This window comes from Vicinamibacterales bacterium, assembly GCA_036012125.1.
GTDB lineage: Bacteria > Acidobacteriota > Vicinamibacteria > Vicinamibacterales > UBA823 > UBA11600.
In genome coordinates this window covers 14,446-28,563 of sequence record DASCOS010000012.1, presented here as the reverse complement: position 1 = coordinate 28,563, position 14,118 = coordinate 14,446, and the positions used below count along the sequence as shown (strand labels likewise).

Below are 14,118 nucleotides of genomic sequence, written 5' to 3'. Positions count from 1 at the left end.
TAAAGACATAACGGTTTATTCGAGTATGCGTTGTGTTGTCTCATTTTTTCGACTTGCCGGGCGGCCTATTCTAACTGGGTGTGTCGTTAGGGCATCGTTGTTAGCGGTGTCCTAAGGGTTCGCGTCGATTTTGGCTCGTGTAGTTTCGTTGTATGGGAGTTGCCTTTCCCATGACCGGGTTGTTGAGTTGTTATTGGTAGGTCATTAGTTCTTGTGTGAGGTTTCTTTGTCGGAAGGTCTTTCGTTATTAGGAGGTTACTGATGCGTCGGCTATTAATTCTCGTTGTTGCGATTTCGCTCGTGGCCGGAACGGCTACCGCTCAGAATGCTAGTTCGGAGTTACGCGGGGAGGTTGTTGACGACCAAGGTCTCGCCCTTCCGGGTGTGACCGTTGTGGCGACCAATCAGGATAACGGGCAGTTTCGAGAGACCGTGGCGAACGTTGACGGCTCTTTCTTCTTCCCGGTTATGGCTCCTGGCACCTACGAAATAACGGCAGAGTTGCCGGGGTTCCGGCGCTACATCCGACCGGATATTCCATTGACGGTCGGGTCTTCATTCAACCTCACCGTTGAGTTGACGGTGGGCGGTATCGAGGAAGAGATTACCGTTACCGCTGAGGCTCCACTGGTTGACACGACTTCGAAGGAAGTCGGCGGCTACGTTCAGCAGCAAGAGTTGCTGGATACGCCATCGTTCAACCGGAACTTCACCGGATATCTCGACTTGGTCCCTGGAGTGGTCGCGACCGGGTCCACTTCCTCCTTCGCAGCGGACTCCATCATGGTTAACGGCCAGGACTCCTCGAATGTGGCCTACAACTTTGATGGTGCCAGCAACGACGATGACCACTTGGGTGGCTCCGCCGGCGCGCAGGCACGGATTCCGATCGAAGCGGTGCAGGAGTTCCAGCTTCTCACCGGACAGTTTGACGCCGAGTTCGGACTCGCTTCGGGTGGCGTGCTCAACGCTGTTTCGAAGTCGGGAACGAATGAGTTTCATGGAGCCCTGTTTGCCTTCGTGAAGGGGCATCAGATGACGGCGAAGGACTACTTCGTTGCCTCGCAGGATCTGGTGAAGCCGGACACGCAGGAGAAGCAGTTGGGATTCACCGTTGGTGGCCCGATTCTCAGAGACAAGCTGCATTTCTTCTGGAGCCTCGAGCGGCCGATTCTCGATACGGGTGTGACGGTGAACATCCCGTCCCGGCCGGACCAGAACCGCGCTGAGATCGAAGCAGTGCGACCGTGGAACTTCTTTGCCCGCGGCGACCATCAGATCAATGCGAACAATACGTGGGGAGGCCGTTGGCTGTATGAAACGTCCCCATCGACTCACGCAGCCACGAGTTGGGGCATCGGCAGCGCGGAGCATGAGCACGACCACGACTGGGCAGCCGGTGGGTCAATCAACTCAGTCATCGGGAACAACAAAGTCAACGTGCTGAGGTTTGGTGAAGTTTACGAAGACCTGCACTGGGGCTCGACTGAGGAGTCTTTTGGTTCGCCACCAAAGGCGCAGAAAACCGAGGCGCCACAACTTAATTTCCTGGACTGGACTGGTGGCACCCTCAACACGGCGTTCCGTCGGATCAACTGGACACTTAACGCAGAAAACCAGTTCTCGGTGTTTATCCCGGACAAGAATGGTGACCACGACCTTAAATTCGGTGTTATGTGGCGCTACATGAACCTGAACTACAACTCCAACGGACGTCGGAACGGGCGGTTTATCTTCGACACGAACAAGGACTTCAATGCGTCGGACTACTCCACCTACCCCGAGCGTTTGTCGATTCAGGTGCCGAACAACCAGCACTACGTCATGACGGGAACCATTCTCAGTGGCTTCGCGCAGGATAAGTGGCAGCTGAACGACCGGACGACGTTGAGTATCGGCGTGCGGTATGACGTGGAGATCATTCCAACGCCGAACGAGGACAACGAGTTCTACGGTGCGGCGGTGAGCTCCACGATTTATCCGATTGACAAGAACAACCTCGCGCCACGTCTCGGTTTTTCGCATGTCCTTGATGAGGACGGACGGACCGTGCTACGGGGTGGATTGGGTCGTTTCTACCAGAAGTTCCGCGTCACCCACATCGATAACGTCTTCGGTGAGCAGATGTACGACGATTCGTTCAACGTGAATCTGCCACTGGACGGCGTCGACCCAGGGCCGTCGAGTGGTCTGCGGCCAACCGCTGCCTATCTGAAAGACGGGCCAACGGTCAATTGGGCGGTTATTGATGCGCTCTACCCACCAGGGTCGAAGGTGCTGAACGCTGGTAATATCCGATTTGACAATGCGGCCCGGGAGAACCCTTACGCCGACCAACTGTCATTCGGGTTTGAGCGTCAGATAGCTAACAATATGGCGTTGAGCATGGACTACATCCGTGTCATGCAACGCGCTCAGCTGATTCTGCACAATCACAACCAGCCCAGCCGCGTCAGCACGGCGCGGACGGCGAAGATTGAGCGGCCTAACTCGACATACGTCGATGACGTCTATCAACTCCTCAATGGTGGATCAATCAACCACGATGCATTGCAGGTGTCGTTAGACAAGCGGTTCAGCAACAACTACCGCTTCCGCATCTCCTACACCCTAGGGAATACCCGAGGCAACACTCGCCAAGGTGACGCCCAGTCCGTGTATACCCAGGTTGGCGGAGACCTGAATCTGGGTTCGAACTGGGGACCGACGGACTTCGACCGCCGGCATAACCTCGTGGCCAACACAACCGTTGCTGTGCCTGGCACCGGTGGTCTGCGGGTGAGCGGCATCGTGCGGGTCCGGAGTGGAGCACGCTTCTCGCTGCTCGACAGCACCTTGGATACGAACCAGAACGGCACCGCGAACGACGAGTGGTTGGCGGCCGGGACCTATTCGGGCTCGGGAACGGATTCCTACACGGTTAACTATGATGGTGGCCGTAACGGTGGCGTTGGGCCGCGGTACTTCCAGCTCGACGGGCGTGCTGGCTATACGCTGGAGATGCCGAATGCGGATACGTTGGAGGCTTATGTTGACTTCATCAACCTGACCAACAATTCCAACTTCAATGCACCGTCTGGTGACAAACGGAGAAGCAGCACCTATCTGATTCTCCGGACGCTCGTGAATAATGGACTGCCACGGCAGCTCCAAATCGGCCTACGCTACGCGTACTAAGGCGAGCTTAGGGTAGACACCAACGGGGCGGGCTGGGATGTTCCCAGCCCGCCCCGTTTTTTTCTGCAGCACACAATCAACCGATGTGGACGGTTGACCGTGCGTTCGGTAGCAGCATGTCGGCTTGGGTGCACGGCTGGGGTGCTTCAGAATCCCGCTGGTGCTGAGGGTAGCCAAAGCGGTATCCGGGTGGCGTTTCTGGTCTTCGAGCAGGAGGGGACCGGAGGGAAAAAGGAAATACACTAAGGTTTTCGTCAGTTTTCTGAGTTCAATCGTTTTCTTTTTTTGTGCTACGGCTTCGTGTATCCTTTCCGATAATACGGGTAGGCGTTTTTCCTCCAAGGATGCTGAATCGAGACGGTTCGCGGAAACGGCGTGGTTCCAGGGTGTCCCTGCTTGGGTGGGTTGTCCTGCTCGCCGGTACAGTAACGGTGTTGGCCACGCTGCCACCCGTGGTGGTCGACCGGGCTTTGTCAGCTCTGCCTGCTGTGCTCGGGCTTGGTCCCACGACATCGGCTGATGGCCGGGAAGGTCTTCCGCACCCGTCGATCGAAGGCATTGTGGTCCCCCCGCCGCCTCCAAGCCCCCTTCAGTCGGTTTTGTCCCCAAGAGTTCTTTCGCCGGTTGCGATTGAGTGGGCGCCTCACGAGATCGTGCCACCTGGCCCAGTGCTTGATGAGAGGCTGGTGGCTCACCGGCCTGCCGCGCGCTGGCCGACTCGGGACGCTCTGTCGACTATCGGACCGCTGATTCCTCCGGTCAGCGAGTTCGACTCATTTGCTGATGACCCGTCTAGGTGGAGAGTTTTAGCCCGTCCGGTTAATGCAGTCGGAAAGGGCGTTGCGAAAGGGGGCACCACGGTCGCCAAGGGCGTTGCGAAAGGGGGCACCACGGTCGCCAAGGGCGTTGCGAAAGGGAGCACCACGGTCGCCAAGGGCGTTGCGAAAGTGAGCACGTCGGTTGCCAAGGGTGTTGCGAAAGTGAGTGTTTCAACTGCAAAGGCGTTTAAGAAGATGGGCCTGTTTCTAACGCGTCCGTTTCGCGGTCAGAGTGAGGATGAGAGGCAGATGAAAAGGTGGGTTTCATCCTAGTTCGTTCGACTTCCGGCGCATACACTTAGCGATTCAACCCCGACCGGAAACCGACGAGGCAACCGGTGAGACCGGTACGACCGTTACCTTTAGCGCCCCCAGGTGTATATATCCTACGAGCACAGGCGAACGATTCATCTGGCACCAGAGGCGGATTCCAATGTTGCTGGACGAACGCCCATGTGCAAGTAGATGTCTCGCCCTGAGCGCGCTAACTTCTACTACCTAGGCTTTTGATGAACACAGGGTTTACCACCGCTTTACGAGTCAATTATAATTGGTCGTGGTCTGTCCCTTGGGAGTCCAGGGGGCCAAGAAAACTTTCGGTTTTTGGGGGGGTTAACGTGAAGGATTACGCGTTACGGTGGATGGTCGTCCTGTCTGTTGTGTTGGCAGTGCCAGTGGCGGTCAACGGTCAAGATTGGAAGGGACGGATCGATTTGGACGGCACGGTGACCAACCCTGCGGGAGAGGGCTTGTCCGGTAGCACAGTCACAGCGGTCTACCTGGAAACCGGTACGGGGCCGAACCAGGAATTTGCCGGTGGCGACGGCGATTTCGACCTTGATGATTTGAAGCCCGGGATGTGGCAGATCACCGTCAACGGAACCCACCTTGGATACATTATTTCCCAGCGTGAAATTGAGGTTCTCCCGCGTGGCAACGAAGACCTTGAGTTCGTGCTTCCGGCTATGCAGGACCTGGTTTCCCAGGCGGCGGTGGATACCGCAGCGCGCAATTATAGTGGCGCACGGGAAAAGTACCAGATGCTTCTTTTCTCTCTTCCGAACAACGTGAATCTGCATGGCGCGGTCGCGGAGACTTACAAGGCGGAGGGTAATTTGCCACAGGCAATGGATGAATATGACGCCATGCTTGCGTGGTGGGCCGATGTGGCGCCGCCGGCGGAACCAGGGCTTCCGGTCGAGATTGGGATTCAGGCGATGATGTTGGCTGGTGATGCGGGTCAGTATCAGCGGATGCATGGCTACGTTAATGGGCTCGGTCGGCCGTTACCTAGCGATTGGATGGCGGCGTTTATCGACCTCAGTGCGAACACGCTGATGGAGCGTGAGGAATATGGCCATGCGATTCGGGTTCTAGACGTTGCGATTAGGCGGTCGTCACGTACCGCGTTGCCGTATTACTACCGGGGGATGGCTCGGGTGCAGGCCAATCGACAGTTGGCTGACGGCGAAGAAGAGAACTACGACCCGGCGGCTGACGATTTTGAAAGGTTCGTTGAGCTTTCCCCGAATGACTCGGCACAGAAGAGACAGGCCTTGGATTTACTTTCGAAAATCCGACCGCAGTAATCGTTCTGAGTGTGAAATTGTTGGGTATCGCTGGGGGTCGTCTGGACGGCCTCCAGCTTTTTTTTGGAGCGCGCCTGCTAGGGCTGCTGCTGCGGGTGGCTGGACACGGCTTCGGCGTTGTCAAGACCGTAGAACGCTGCGTCGACCGGTAGCGGTTCAACTTGGTAGTCTTCGTTCTTGTACGGATAGGATGGGCGCGGCTTTGAAATAATGAATGCAGAGACGTGTTGCGCGTCTTCATCGCTGAGGCTACCAGGGTCGAGATAGGGCATCGCGTAACGAACGAAGCCGGCAAGCGTATAGAAACGGGCCATTCCGGCGCCATCGTTCCACGACCGTGGTCCCCACAACGGTCCCGCCTTCTTATCACCGACCTGCACGCCCTGGCCTTCTGGACCGTGGCAGTTCACGCACAGTTCGGTATAGATTGCTTCTCCACGTTGTGGGTCCAACGCGTCGATTGGCAGAAGGTTCTCGCGAAGAATCCGATTCTTTTTTCGCCACGGAGGGTCTTCACCAGGGGTGTAGCCCTCAGACAAATACCGTAGATATGCGGCAAGCGCGATGACTTCTTGAGAATCAACGTTGGGGAGAACGAGTGTGTCCGTGTTAACACTGTGGGGCGAGGGCACTGCCCCTGAGCGTGCGACTGCAAGGCCACCGTTATCCGGTCCATGCACAGCGTTCTGACTGCGATAGAAACATCCCACAATCCGGTCTTCCAAGCTGAAGTTTCGGCCTGCGCGGTTGTTGTATTCGGGAAACATGCCGGATGTGCCGACGAGCGGTAACGCCAACTCGCGCTGGCCCTGATTCAGGTGGCAGTTAGCGCATGTCATGCCACTTGCCGTAAAGCGAGGCGTTGCCTCTGGGGTATTGGTGAACAACTGAAACCCTTGGCGGATCAGGTCGGCGTCCTGGCGTATGTCGAGCGCGGGGTCGGACAGAGGGTTCTGGGGGAGGTCCCAGGCCGTGACCATCGTCGTGGTCTTCGGTACCAATGGGCCAACCAGTTCGTAAGTGTGAGATGCTGGGCCGAACTCGCCGGTTTGGGGTATCCGTGGTACTTCGACAGCAGGAGGAACCGATTCTCTTGAAGGTGCCGAGCATCCAAGCGCGGTGGTCAGCGGGAGAATGACTACCATCGTAGCCACACCCCGTCTTGTGATTTGCGTCATCGGCGCCCCGCTTCCACTATAGCGCACACCTCTTGGCAGGCGAGGTCATTAAGGTCCATTTCACGTTCGGACTAGAAGGAGATGCGGTCGAGCAACCCCTCTGTGTGGCGACAAGAATTCTCTTACGGACGTATGATCATAATATGAGCGCGGTTAGTGCCCGCTTGCATCAGCCAGATGCCGTCCGATTCATCAGGTTGTCTCCATTTGAGTTTTAGTAGGTCAGGAACTGATAGCCGTCTGCCTGCAACGTTACGACGGCGGTCATTGCCGACAAGGCACTCTTGACAGGCGCCGACACTTCATTGGCATCGAGGCCACTGAGAACGCGCGATTGCTCACAAAGAAAGATCTCGACTCCGGCATCCGAGAGTGCCTCAAGTAACGGCAAGCTTGGGTTGTCCATCTCGTAGCGTTCCTGATACGCCTCGTTTGTCATTGCCGCCCGCGTGCCTCCACCGTGCAACACCAGTTTCACTTGTAAGTTTTCTTGGGGGATCCCGGCATGAGCATGCATGTTCATGAAACGTGCGGCTGCCTCTAGACGCATGTGGGGCCGTTCTGGAGCGTTCAGCGGCTGAAAGATCTCAAAAGCCACTTTATAGATGTTGTCGTCGGTGCGCATGACGAAATCGGCGTTCGGTAGGTCAACGTGCCGCCCGAACCCTTCGATGAGCGGACCATCGTGCAGGTCGTTGCGGGTGTTCTGTGCGTCGACTGGTCCGGCCACGAGCAACCCCACAGCTAGGTTCATCGCAAACATACCCAGAATTCTCATCATTCCGGTCCGTTGTTTCATCATTTTCCGTCCTCGTTTCTTGATTCACAGTGCCGGACATCAGCACTGCAGAAAATAAATATTAGCAGAGCTTTCAGTGATCCAAGCCCAAACCTATCTTAACCGCAAAATCTGTTGTAGAGAGGATAAGCCTCGGCATCTTGGTCCTTCACGCTGGTTCGGAAAGCCCCGTTGTCTCAGCTTGGAGATAACGGGGTAGGTAGAGGGTGTTAATCCGCTTTGTCGACTTTGTTCGGACCGAAGGGGATGGCCCACTGCTGTAGCCCTGTCTATGGCATGATGGGCGGATGGGTGGACGCTGTTTAGTGTTTTTTGAAGCCTCTGACGTTCCACTAGAGATTTCCCGCGGTTGATGTCTGCTGCTGGTGTCCGCTGAATGACCGACACGACAAGACCCACGAAAACGTTCGATCGACGGATCATTGAGGGACCGCTCGGTCTCGCCGTGTGGCGACTCGCTTGGCCGACGATGTTACAGAACATGATTGGTGGACTCCAAGGCGTCATCGATCAAGCGATGGTCGGAAACTACGTGGGTCATATCGGCAATGCTGCGATCGGTGTCAGTATGCAGATCTTTATCCTGGTCATTGTCTTTGTGGCTTCGATCTTTACTGGAATGGGAGTGTTGGTAGCCCGTTTTGCAGGTGCCGGTGACCACGACAGAGTTAACCGTTCGGTATACCAGGCGTTTGTTGTTTCACTCGCGCTAGCTTTCGGCGTCCTTGCTCCCTTCGGCTATTACTTCGCTCCATCGCTGCTACGTCTCATTAATGCGGCACCTGAGGTGCAGCTAGAGGCACTGCCGTATATCCGGATCATGTTTGTCTTCAGTATTGGGATGCTCATGTTTTTCCTTTTTAGTGGGGCATTACGTGCTGCAGGTGATGCGAAGACCCCGATGCGACTTGGAATCCTAATGACTGCGCTCAACGTAATCCTCAGTGTCGCGTTAATCCGGGGTGTTGGTCCAATCCCGTCGTTCGGTACGCGTGGTGCAGCGATGGGCACGGTGATCGCGAGTGGCGTAGTGGGTCTAGTGTTTCTATATTTGCTCGCATCGAACCGCCTAGTCATCCAATTTTCTGGCACGATGACCTACAAACCCGACCTTAGGATCATCCGCTCACTCTTCAGGTTTGGACTGCCTGCTGGTTTTCAGGGGATTGTAATGAACATCGGCGGTCTGATGATGCTCCGGTTTATCGGTGGTTTGAGCGTCAGTGCTGAGGCGCAAGCTGCCTATTCGGTTGGTTATACGCAGCTCTTTTCGTTCATCACCTGGACGTCAGTGGGGTTAATGGGAGCGGCATCAGCTATGGCTGGTCAAAACCTAGGGGCTGCCCGACCGCAGCGCAGCGCTCGGTCCGCGCGGGTCGCCGCTGGTTATGGTCTTGGTTTAGCGAGTGTCATTGGTGCGGCGTTTGTCTTAGTTCCCGAAGCACTCCTGGCGGTGTTCGGCATGACTGACGGGCCGGTGTTGGTGTTAGGTCGGCAACTCCTTGGCTATTTGGCAATTTCTGGGCTTTTCGTCACAGTGGCGATGACTTTTACTGGTGCGTTACAGGGCACCGGTGACACGAGAGGACCACTTTACATCTCGATTCTGTCGCAGGTCATCATACCGGTTGGGCTTTGTTTCATCGTTCAATCGATTCGAGGACTTGAGGCAAGTGACATTTGGCTGGCGATCGTGTTTGGACACGTGACCCGCTGTGTATTGAGCGTCTTGCGATTTCAGCAGGGCAAGTGGCGCAATATCCGAGTTGACATTGACCCAACCCCCGCTTAGGGGGTGGGTTATGATTCTACCCAACACATATCTGACACTTTAAGTATGGTCTTCGACTTTTCTCGTCCACACGTTTGGGCCTCGGTTCTCGGCATAACCGTTGTTAGTTTCGCGCTTGCCCCGGTAAGGGCCCAACAGCCGTTCACGGTTGAACCACTGGTGTCGCCTGCACCCGGCTCTAGTCTCACCGGAAATCTCGTAGCGTCTGACACGGGACTCTACTTGAGTTGGCTCGAATCGCATGATGAGGGTCATGCGTTCCGTTTTGCCATGTGGGATGGGCAAACGTTTAGTGAGCCTCTAACGATTCACACCTCTGCTGCGTTTTTTGCGAATTGGGCCGATTTTGGGTCAATGCTTCCGTTTGCGGATAACCGGCTGGCTGCGCATTGGCTTGAGAAGGCGGCCAACGGAACCTACCAGTACGATATCTGGATGTCAGTCTCCGATGATGGAGGAACGACTTGGGGTGCCCCCCGGCGGCCGCATCGTGATGGAACGTTGAGCGAACATGGTTTTGTCTCGCTGACTGAGTACGGGAAGTCGGGCTTCGCCGGGGTCTGGCTGGACGGACGGAAGTTTCGTAAGGGTGCTCGTGACAACGAGATGTCGTTGATGTTTACGACCTTCGCGGATGGGGAATTCCAGGCTGAACACCAGCTTGATGGCCGGATCTGCGAGTGCTGTCAGACGGGCATGACACGAACGGCTGACGGTCTGCTCATCGCCTACCGCGATCGTTCATCTGAAGAAATCCGGGACATCAGTGTTGTGCGGTTTGCCGATGGCACCTGGACCGAACCGGTCACGCTACACGAGGACGGATGGAAGATCCCGGGGTGTCCGGTCAACGGCCCGCAGGTGGTGGCTGATGGCAACCGCTTGGCCGTGGGCTGGTTTAGTGCGTCTGGTGGTGAACCGCGTGTTCAGGCGAAATTCTCACGTGACAGTGGGGCCAGTTTCAGCGAAGTAATTCGGGTCGATGATGGGCATCCTGTGGGCCGTGTCGACATCGAGATGCTCGGTGGTGCGACGGTTATGACTTGGCTTGAGCGTGGTGAAGGAGGCGAGGGTGCCGTGAAGCTCAGGCGGGTGTCGCCTTCAGGCGGACCTAGTCCGTCCCACCCGATCGCGCATACTGGTTCTGGCCGCGCCAGTGGCTTTCCAAGGATGGCGGTTTTTGGTGGTGACATCTATGTGACTTGGACGGAAGCTTACACGCGTGAGGGTTCATCCCAGGTGCGTATTGCCAAGGTAACGGTCGAGTGAAGACGCTCGGGACGCTGTGTTTGGTCTTGTGCGGCTTGGTCGTGTCTGCGTCAGCGCAGGAGGAAGGCGGGTCTGCCGACCTTATAAACGAGCCGGCGATCGAATTCGAGGGGGTGGACCTGGACGGAAACATCGTCCGTCTTTCGGACCTGACCGGTAAGGTCGTGCTGATCAACTTCTGGGGAGTGTGGTGTATAAGCTGCCGGGAGGAAATCCCTGAACTGGTCGCATTGGATCGGCAGTGGCGGAATCGTGGGTTGGTCATCCTTGGTGCTGATTATGGCGATGAGCCCAAAACCCTGCCGCCTTTCGTTGAAGCGTTCGGGATGAGCTACCCAGTATTGCTCGACGACGGTTTGGCCGAGCGCTATAGCGTCATCGTGTTCCCCACGAGTATCCTCATCGATCGCTCTGGCCGTCTGCGACTGAGGATCGAGGGGTTTCTGCCTGAGCGCTTTGAAATGATGACGGCCTCTATCGAGTACCTACTTGACGACGGCACGTAAGTCTGGCGCACTCCCACAACGCACGGACCTTCCAGACGTCCAACTGGGTCGTGTCGCGAGCTGTTTAATCTACGGGCAACGCCTGGAGCGGGAACGACGTTGCGGTGAAGTAGATTTCCTGCACTGCCTTCAGACTGCGCGCACCGTAGCGTGTTTTACTGTGAAACGCTCGGCCAGACAGCTCCTTGATCTTGCGCAGTGATTGGACCCATCCCCTTGTAAACGAAGCGCTGAACCCGTTTCCCTTCGTAGGTTTCCGTTGTGTAGACGTTGCCCTGCGAATCGGTGGCGATACTATGCACACCGAAGAACTGACTGGGCTGGCGTCCACCGTCACCGAAGCTGGTGAGTACCTCAAGCGTGTCGCGTTGGACGACATGAACCTTTTCGTTAATACCGTCGGCAACATAGATGTAGGTTTGGTCCGCATCCTTTGAAAAAGCAATATCCCAGACCGAGCCGGAGCCCAGCGTCTGCTCAGCAATGAATGCTTCCCGGAGAAAGGTGCCATCTGGTTCAAACACTTGGATTCGGTCGTTTGAACGGTCGCACACGTAGAGTAGACGGTCGTGGGACAATTCGGCACAGTGGACCGGGCTGCCAAACTGTTGCGGTGGTTCGGCGTTCGGGTCGTATCGGAAGGTGATGGAGTCATCGGGCTGATTCCCGTAAGCACCCCAGTAGCGTTTGAAAGCACCAGTATCGGCATCAAGAACCGCGACACGCCGGTTACCGTACCCGTCAGCTATGTAAGCCTCGTTCTCTTCACCATCTACGAAGACTTTTGCCACGCGGCCAAAGTTTTCCGTGTCGTTACTGCCCGCATTGCCACCTGCGTTTCCAACCTGCAGAAGAAATTGCCCATCACTGGTGAACTTCAACACATGGGCATCATCACCGCCGTTCCCACCGATCCAGAGGTTACCCTTGTGATCGAAGGTAATGCCGTGGTTCGACTGAGGCCATTCGTAGCCCTCGCCCGGGCCACCCCAATGGCCGACGAGGTTACCGGCCTGGTCAAATTCCAGCACCGGCGGAGCGGGCACACAGCACTCTTCGGCGATTGGCGGGTCATTAACGACAGGTGTTTCGTTGCGCGCATTCATCGACATGGCTCCGCGATGAACGACCCAGACATGGTCCTGATCGTCTACCGTTACACCAATCGTCGATCCGAGAATCCAGTGATTTGGTAGCGGCTTCGGCCATAGCGGGTCGACCTCGAACATCGGTGCTACGGGGCCTTGTGCCTCGGTGGTTGCGGTGGTCTCAGTGGTTTCGTCCAGTACTGCCTGTCCACACCCCATTACGATCAGGACTACCGCCAACGACGCGCCAACAAGAAGGTTCCTCTTTGCGTATCCCATCGTTCTCCCCGTTGATAAGTGACTACCCCTAAGGGCAACGCTTACCTGCTGTGTCTGAAATAAGGGCCAATTGTAAGGACTTAACGTCTAGACAGCAAGTTTCTTGAGCCGACCCAGGCGGCCTAAGTCGGTGGGTACAAAAACGTGCATGTCTCGATCCAAACTGACGGTCACGTGCGATAGCCCTTTTATTGAGGCTCTACCGCAACAGAGAAAAAAGGTCGCCTAGCCGCTGGGTAGCCAACCGATGCCGTGATGTCACTTCAGCTGAACTAGTTGGTCCGGGTCGACCCTAATGACTAAATAGGCGATGTCTTCCTCGATGTCGCTGAACCCGTGGGCGGTGCCGGCTGGAATAATAAGCATGTCATCTTTGCCGATCCTCTGGCTCTCACCGCCCTGAATACGTGGTCCGACCGAGCTTGGTCCTGTGAGGTTCTTGACGGTATCACCGTCGGGGTCTAGCGGTTGCCCGTCAACCAAAGTGCCGCCGGTGATGAGCGTGCCGGTTCCCTCGACAACGTAATACACCTCAGTCTGGTTGTGGTGCTGAATCGCACCACCCGGCTGCGTTGAGGGACGGCGCACTAGACCGATCCCCACGTTGTAGCCACCTGCATCAATCATCCTAATGGATTGGTCGCTGACCCGACCCTCCGGCGCTGCGGCCATCGTTGCGGCAATATCATCAGCGCTGACGTATACGGTCGAGCTAGGGGGTGATTGGGTGGCGGTCAACCCGAGCAGCATAGCGAACACTCCGGTTCTTAGCATGATGATCTCCTTGCGATGTGACTGACTTCATCGCTCTACATCGTGGTTTTGTCAGTTCCTTAACTCGTAGAACATCGCCCGAGGTGCTCCACTCGTCACCGATGACATGTGTGTCGTGCCGGCCGGTATAAATCTCACGTCTTTGTACGCATGGCTGATGGATTCTTCCGTGCCATCCGTCTGTTGCGTGCGAATAGTTCCACCTTGGAGAAAGACCACGACGGTATCTCGGGGATGCACATGGAGAGGTGCTGCCCAGCCGGTTGGCGAGTTGACATCCCAGACTGCGACTCGAGGACGGTCCAACACTTCTTCGGTGCCCTCACGGGGGAACGCTTCAGGAAGGTCCGGGATTGTCTCGCGAGACGAACTCGTAGAGTCCTTGATGTCGATCATAACGGCGTGCCGTTCTGGAGGCCCGATCCCCTCTTCTTTGTGAGTGACGCCCTTTGGTTGGAAGAAGACCCAAGGAACCTCGAACGGTTCCTGGCTTGCCGAAAAAGTACCGTCGAGCCTAGTCACTTTGAGCGGGCCCCACCGGAGGAAGACGCCGGTAAGGTCATAGCGATGTCGATGATAGGGCTGAGGTGCGTCATTCAGCCATGTGGCATCCCAAACGATGACTCTATTGTTTTCAATAATCTTGCTGGCCCCGTCGCGAGGAAACGCATGCGGGTACTCCTCCTGGGTCCGTTGACTCGGCATGCGGGGATTAGGTGCGTCGCGCAAGGACGCAACCGACTGTTGGCCATCAAAATCGCCCAGTAGGCCAGCAGTGGCGAAGCCTACACCTGTCCACAAGATGCTAACGAGCAGCCCCCGACAGAGAATCTTCATCAGCGCTCTCCT

Annotated in this window: 12 protein-coding genes; 7 read left to right on the top strand and 5 right to left on the bottom strand. The window is 56.3% G+C overall.

Annotated elements, in window-relative coordinates; all coding sequences use genetic code 11:
- Positions 1-261: 261 nt before the first annotated feature.
- From QGH09_05175 to QGH09_05160, 4 genes are all read left to right on the top strand, one after another.
- Entirely contained in the window at positions 262-3,177 is a 2,916-nt protein-coding gene (locus QGH09_05175) for a carboxypeptidase regulatory-like domain-containing protein (GenBank protein ID HJO17573.1), read from the top strand.
- Between the two features lie 99 nt (positions 3,178-3,276).
- Positions 3,277-3,423: a hypothetical protein gene (locus tag QGH09_05170; protein ID HJO17572.1), complete on the top strand. Its 147-nt coding sequence runs from the start codon at positions 3,277-3,279 to the stop codon at positions 3,421-3,423.
- Positions 3,424-3,521: 98 nt separating this feature from the next.
- Entirely contained in the window at positions 3,522-4,268 is a 747-nt protein-coding gene (locus QGH09_05165; protein HJO17571.1) for a hypothetical protein, read from the top strand.
- Between the two features lie 344 nt (positions 4,269-4,612).
- Positions 4,613-5,584: a carboxypeptidase-like regulatory domain-containing protein gene (locus QGH09_05160; protein ID HJO17570.1), complete on the top strand. Its 972-nt coding sequence runs from the start codon at positions 4,613-4,615 to the stop codon at positions 5,582-5,584.
- 77 nt (positions 5,585-5,661) lie between these two features.
- On the opposite strand, the gene QGH09_05155 is transcribed toward QGH09_05160, so the two are convergent.
- Together QGH09_05155 and QGH09_05150 are read right to left on the bottom strand one after the other, a co-directional pair.
- Positions 5,662-6,762, bottom strand: coding sequence for a c-type cytochrome (locus tag QGH09_05155; GenBank protein HJO17569.1), 1,101 nt, complete (start codon positions 6,760-6,762; stop codon positions 5,662-5,664).
- Between the two features lie 214 nt (positions 6,763-6,976).
- Positions 6,977-7,564 (bottom strand): DsrE family protein, encoded by a 588-nt coding sequence (locus tag QGH09_05150; GenBank protein HJO17568.1) that lies wholly within the window; start codon positions 7,562-7,564, stop codon positions 6,977-6,979.
- A gap of 373 nt (positions 7,565-7,937) precedes the next feature.
- On the opposite strand from QGH09_05150, the gene QGH09_05145 reads away from it, so the two are divergent.
- The 3 genes from QGH09_05145 to QGH09_05135 are packed head-to-tail and all read left to right on the top strand — an operon-like array spanning position 7,938 to position 11,128.
- Complete coding sequence (locus QGH09_05145) at positions 7,938-9,353, top strand: MATE family efflux transporter (protein ID HJO17567.1); 1,416 nt, start codon at positions 7,938-7,940, stop codon at positions 9,351-9,353.
- A 45-nt stretch (positions 9,354-9,398) separates the two neighbouring features.
- Positions 9,399-10,622, top strand: a complete 1,224-nt coding sequence (locus QGH09_05140) for a sialidase family protein (GenBank protein ID HJO17566.1) — start codon at positions 9,399-9,401, stop codon at positions 10,620-10,622.
- On the top strand, positions 10,619-11,128 hold the full coding sequence (locus tag QGH09_05135; protein ID HJO17565.1) for a TlpA disulfide reductase family protein: 510 nt from the start codon (positions 10,619-10,621) through the stop codon (positions 11,126-11,128). The genes QGH09_05140 and QGH09_05135 overlap by 4 nt, the downstream gene beginning before the upstream one ends.
- A gap of 155 nt (positions 11,129-11,283) precedes the next feature.
- Here the strand turns inward: QGH09_05135 and QGH09_05130 are convergent, their stop codons facing one another.
- The 3 genes from QGH09_05130 to QGH09_05120 all read right to left on the bottom strand — a co-directional run bounded on the left by QGH09_05130 (position 11,284) and on the right by QGH09_05120 (position 14,106).
- On the bottom strand, positions 11,284-12,495 hold the full coding sequence (locus tag QGH09_05130; GenBank protein ID HJO17564.1) for a beta-propeller fold lactonase family protein: 1,212 nt from the start codon (positions 12,493-12,495) through the stop codon (positions 11,284-11,286).
- A gap of 258 nt (positions 12,496-12,753) precedes the next feature.
- The gene (locus QGH09_05125) at positions 12,754-13,269 is read right to left on the bottom strand and encodes a hypothetical protein (GenBank protein ID HJO17563.1); all 516 of its coding nucleotides are present in this window, start codon (positions 13,267-13,269) and stop codon (positions 12,754-12,756) included.
- Between the two features lie 51 nt (positions 13,270-13,320).
- Positions 13,321-14,106, bottom strand: coding sequence for a hypothetical protein (locus QGH09_05120; GenBank protein HJO17562.1), 786 nt, complete (start codon positions 14,104-14,106; stop codon positions 13,321-13,323).
- Positions 14,107-14,118 lie beyond the last annotated feature (12 nt).

What these genes read in the sequence shown, in the direction of transcription:
- QGH09_05175 (HJO17573.1), top strand. Translation starts at nt 262, where the DNA reads ATGCGTCGGCTATTAATTCTCGTTGTTGCGATTTCGCTCGTGGCCGGA.
- QGH09_05165 (HJO17571.1), top strand. Translation starts at nt 3,522, where the DNA reads ATGCTGAATCGAGACGGTTCGCGGAAACGGCGTGGTTCCAGGGTGTCC.
- QGH09_05155 (HJO17569.1), bottom strand. Translation starts at nt 6,762, where the DNA reads ATGACGCAAATCACAAGACGGGGTGTGGCTACGATGGTAGTCATTCTC.
- QGH09_05150 (HJO17568.1), bottom strand. Translation starts at nt 7,564, where the DNA reads ATGATGAAACAACGGACCGGAATGATGAGAATTCTGGGTATGTTTGCG.
- QGH09_05145 (HJO17567.1), top strand. Translation starts at nt 7,938, where the DNA reads ATGACCGACACGACAAGACCCACGAAAACGTTCGATCGACGGATCATT.
- QGH09_05140 (HJO17566.1), top strand. Translation starts at nt 9,399, where the DNA reads ATGGTCTTCGACTTTTCTCGTCCACACGTTTGGGCCTCGGTTCTCGGC.
- QGH09_05130 (HJO17564.1), bottom strand. Translation starts at nt 12,495, where the DNA reads ATGGGATACGCAAAGAGGAACCTTCTTGTTGGCGCGTCGTTGGCGGTA.
- QGH09_05125 (HJO17563.1), bottom strand. Translation starts at nt 13,269, where the DNA reads ATGCTAAGAACCGGAGTGTTCGCTATGCTGCTCGGGTTGACCGCCACC.
- QGH09_05120 (HJO17562.1), bottom strand. Translation starts at nt 14,106, where the DNA reads ATGAAGATTCTCTGTCGGGGGCTGCTCGTTAGCATCTTGTGGACAGGT.